The organism is Mesorhizobium sp. M7A.F.Ca.US.002.01.1.1 (assembly GCF_004022955.1).
Lineage (GTDB): Bacteria > Pseudomonadota > Alphaproteobacteria > Rhizobiales > Rhizobiaceae > Mesorhizobium > Mesorhizobium ciceri.
Map to the genome: position 1 here is coordinate 1 of NZ_RZQE01000497.1, position 4,191 is coordinate 4,191.

Consider the following 4,191-nt stretch of genomic DNA (forward strand, 5'->3'; position numbering starts at 1 on the left):
GCTGGTGAATGTCGCGACACTGACAACCATTTCATTCCCGGAATTTTTCGTCGCTTATATGCTCGCCTACCTGGTGATCTCGCGCGACACGTTCATCGGATCCGATTTCGCTCAAACGCTGCCTCATTGGCTCACTGTCTCGCTGAACTGGGCGCTCAATGCGGTTCCCAAATTTCCGACATTGTCGAATGTGAACGATCAGACGCCATTTTGGGAGCATCTCTGGAAAGTCGCCCTGCCGGCAATCACCCTTACGCTTGTAATCGTGGCCCACATGATGCGCATGACCCGAGCGGCCATCATCAACATGCTGTCAAGCCCCTACATCGATATGGCGCGCCTCAAGGGAATGTCCCCGATGGTGATCGTGCTGAGGCATGCCCTGCCCAATGCCTGGGCTCCGATCGTCACTGTGGTCGCGTTCAATCTGGCGTATCTCATCGTCGGAGTGGTCGTGGTCGAGGTCGTGTTCGTTTACTCCGGCATCGGCCAGCTGATGGTTGACGCGGTAAAATCCAGGGATGTTCCGGTTGTCCAGGCCTGCGCCCTGATTTTCGCCGCGACTTATATCCTTCTCAACCTGCTAGCCGACATTATTTCCATCGCCACCAATCCCAGGCTCTTGCACCCACGATGACCAGATCCGAATCTGTCGCGGAGCTTCAGAGGCTGAGGCGCTCGCGTGCCACCCGGGCGAAAACTGCGCTGAAGAAGGCACCGTTCAGCGCGTGGTTCGGCATCGTCGTGATCCTCGGCTACGTCTTTGTTGCGGTCTTCGCGCACTGGATAGCCCCATATGGCGAGACGCAGGTTTTCAGCGAAGCCTTCGCGCCGTGGAGCCAGGAGTTCAAACTGGGAACCGATCAGCTCGGCCGCGACATGCTCACCCGCTTGATCTACGGTGCGCGCAACACCATCGCTATAGCGGTCGCGACCACGTTGCTGTCCTTCGCGGTCGGCGTCTCGCTCGGCCTTCTTGCCGCATTGTACAGGGGGTGGCTCGACCAGATCTTGTCACGTGCGGTGGACGTGCTGATGTCAATCCCGAGTCTGATCTTCGCGCTGGTGCTGCTGACGATCTTCGGCTCTTCGATCACGAGCCTGATTGTCATCATTGCGCTTCTCGATTCCACCCGGGTCTTTCGGCTTTCTCGCGCCGTCGGGCTTAACGTGGCGGTGATGGAATATGTCGAGGTGGCAAGATTACGCGGCGAGGGACCAAAATGGATCATCGCCAAGGAAATCCTTCCCAATGTCATGCCGCCACTGGTCGCCGAGTTCGGCTTGCGATTCTGCTTCGTGTTCCTGACAGTCGCGGCGCTGTCGTTTCTCGGCGTCGGTATTCAGCCGCCGACGGCCGATTGGGGATCAATGGTGCGCGAGAACGCGACCCTGATCACCTACGGCGACGTCACCCCGCTACTTCCGGCCGGCGCGATTGCTCTCCTTACCGTGTCCGTGAATTTCGTTGTGGACTGGTTCCTGCACGCAACAAGCGGGTTGCGGGATGAAAAGTAGCGGTCCAGGCTCACGCGAAAAAGGCAAGGATCTACTTCAAATCCGCAATCTGCATGTGGAGGGGTTCTCGGACGAGCGCTGGCATCCGATTGTCCGCGGGATCGATCTGACGCTGAAGCGGGGCGAGGTTCTTGGCCTGATCGGCGAATCAGGCGCCGGCAAGTCCACCATTGGCCTTGCCGCAATGGGTTATGCCAAGCCGGGCTGCCGGATCATGCAAGGCTCGGTCCTGTTCGACGGGATTGATCTTCTGGCAGTCAATGAAAAAGGGCGCCGTCGCCTCAGGGGCTCCCGCATTGCCTATGTCGCACAAAGCGCGGCTGCCTCTTTCAATCCGGCACATCGGCTCTTGGAACAAACCGTCGAAACAGCGGTGGCGCATGGAATTGCCGGCCGGGAAGAGGCGAACCGGAGCGCCGTCGATCTTTATCGACGCCTTCAACTCCCAGAACCGGAGACCATAGGCTTTCGCTATCCTCATCAGGTCTCCGGCGGGCAGTTGCAACGGGCAATGACAGCGATGGCAATGGCTTGTCGTCCGGACCTCATAATATTCGACGAGCCAACAACCGCGCTCGACGTGACCACGCAGGTTGAAGTTCTAGCTTCCATTCGCAACATCGTGGAGGAATTCAGCACCGCTGCAATCTACGTGACGCATGACCTGGCGGTGGTGGCGCAAATGGCGGATCGTATCATGGTTCTGCGCCACGGACGCACCGTGGAGGAGGCTGATACACGCCAGATGCTGGCCTCGCCCAGCCAAGAATATACCAAAACGCTCTGGGCCGTACGCAAGCTCGACAAGCCCGAAGTTCCAGCCGATGACTATCTGCTGACGATAGACAACGTTACCGCGGCCTATGCAGGAAAGGTCAAGGTGCTCCAGGATGTCTCCATCAAGGTTCCGCGCGGAAGAACCGTGGCTGTGGTCGGCGAATCCGGTTCGGGCAAATCGACGCTCGCGCGAGTCGTCACCGGTCTCTTGCCGCCAATTTCAGGTTTGATTTCTTTTGCCGGGCAGCCCCTTTCCACGAGCCTGAAGACGCGGCCGAAGGAGGTCCTGCGCCGCATGCAGATGATTTACCAAATGCCCGACAACGCCCTGAATCCGCGCCAGACGGTCGAAGAAATCATAGCTCGGCCGCTCGAATTCTACCTCGGCCTAAAGGGCGCGCAGAAGGATCGCCGGATCTGCGAACTTATGCACATGGTCGAGATGAGCGAGGATTTTCTGGAACGCCTGCCTGGCGAGCTATCGGGCGGCCAAAAGCAACGCGTCTGCATTGCCCGGGCGTTGGCAGCCGATCCAGAGCTTATCATCTGTGACGAGATCACGTCCGCGCTCGACCAGATCGTCCAAGAGGAAATCCTCAAGCTTCTCATGCGCCTGCAGCGTGAACTCGAAATGAGCTACATCTTCATTACCCACGACATTGCTACCGTAAGGGCGATAGCCGACCAAATCGTTGTCATGCACCAGGGCAAAGTCGTTGAACAGGGACTGAAGAGCCAAGTTCTCACACCTCCCCATGCCGCTTACACCGAACGGCTTTTGTCGTCCGTACCGGAAATGGATCCGGACTGGCTTACAAGGCTGCTGGCCAGCCGGAAAGTCTGACAGGGGGACCCCGTCCACCTAGGCCCCTGGCATCCTTCCACGTGCTTTGAAGGGCATGATCGTGCTCCGCTTCAATCGGGCTGGCCAGCCCGACAAACGGAGCTAACCATTTTACCGTTTCGCCGCTAAGAAAGCTGGCGACCCAGGAGATCTCGGTATTAGCTCACGAACAGCAGCTTCTGTTTGCTTAAAAGAAGCGCTCTGAGGCACATCAGAGCTACGACGCAGTCCCTGTGATGTATGCTTTTTGGAAGCGGCTGCTAATCTCTCAATGACCAAGATTGGGCAGCAAAGCTGCCAAGGGGTGTAAGATAAATGCAGCCAGCGAATGGGTGGCCTAGCTTCTTGACTCAATTTGGGCGAACCGCCTCGTAACCAGTTAATAAATAACGTCGGGTTAGTCGCGCTGTCTGCAATCCGGGTGGCGAACGAGGATCAAGGAAGGAACAAGGGGGCCGTGCCCAAGTTCGGGGCATGTACCACCGCCGCCGATGAACTCGAGCGGCTGCGCAGCAACAACCGAGGCACGGGATCATGACCGTTCAGATTCGACTTTCCGAGATCGACCACGCCAGGCGCGAAGATCATGGCGACGGTGCCTGGAGCATCGCACCGGACCTGGGTTATTTGCGGCTGGCAATCGTCAATGTCGTGTTCTTCGGCGCACCGCGCAGCGGAGATCGGAACTGGGTGCTAATAGATACGGGGTTGCCGACGTCGAGAAGCAGTATTCTTGCGGTCGCGGAAAAGCGGTTTGGCACCAACGCACGGCCTGCCGCGGTTATCCTGACACACGGCCATTTTGACCATGTGGGAACGGTTCTGGACCTCGCGAATAGGTGGGAGGTGCCCGTCTTCGCGCATCGACTCGAGCGGCCCTATTTGGACGGAACTGAATGTTATCCGGCACCGGATCCCTGGGTCGGGGGCGGACTGATGGCGCTGCTTTCGCCGCTCTTTCCACGCGGGCCGATCGATCTTGGCAACCGATTGGAACTCTTGCCCGCCGACGGATCGGTCCCCGGAATGCCCGGATGGCAATGGCTGCACAC

4 protein-coding genes are annotated in these 4,191 nt (G+C 58.3%); all 4 read left to right on the plus strand.

Annotation, left to right across the window (positions count from 1 at the left end; all coding sequences use genetic code 11):
• On the plus strand, window positions 1-637 hold a 637-nt coding region (locus tag EN932_RS30515), incomplete at its 5' end, for an ABC transporter permease (RefSeq protein WP_164890696.1).
• Window positions 638-744: 107 nt separating this feature from the next.
• A complete protein-coding gene (locus tag EN932_RS30520; protein ID WP_318014155.1) occupies window positions 745-1,518 on the plus strand; it encodes an ABC transporter permease in 774 nt (257 codons plus the stop codon).
• The gene (locus EN932_RS30525) at window positions 1,508-3,139 is read left to right on the plus strand and encodes an ABC transporter ATP-binding protein (RefSeq protein ID WP_064994880.1); all 1,632 of its coding nucleotides are present in this window, start codon (window positions 1,508-1,510) and stop codon (window positions 3,137-3,139) included. The genes EN932_RS30520 and EN932_RS30525 overlap by 11 nt, the downstream gene beginning before the upstream one ends.
• A gap of 534 nt (window positions 3,140-3,673) precedes the next feature.
• The coding region (locus EN932_RS30530; protein WP_128369312.1) for an MBL fold metallo-hydrolase at window positions 3,674-4,191 on the plus strand (518 nt) is incomplete at its 3' end.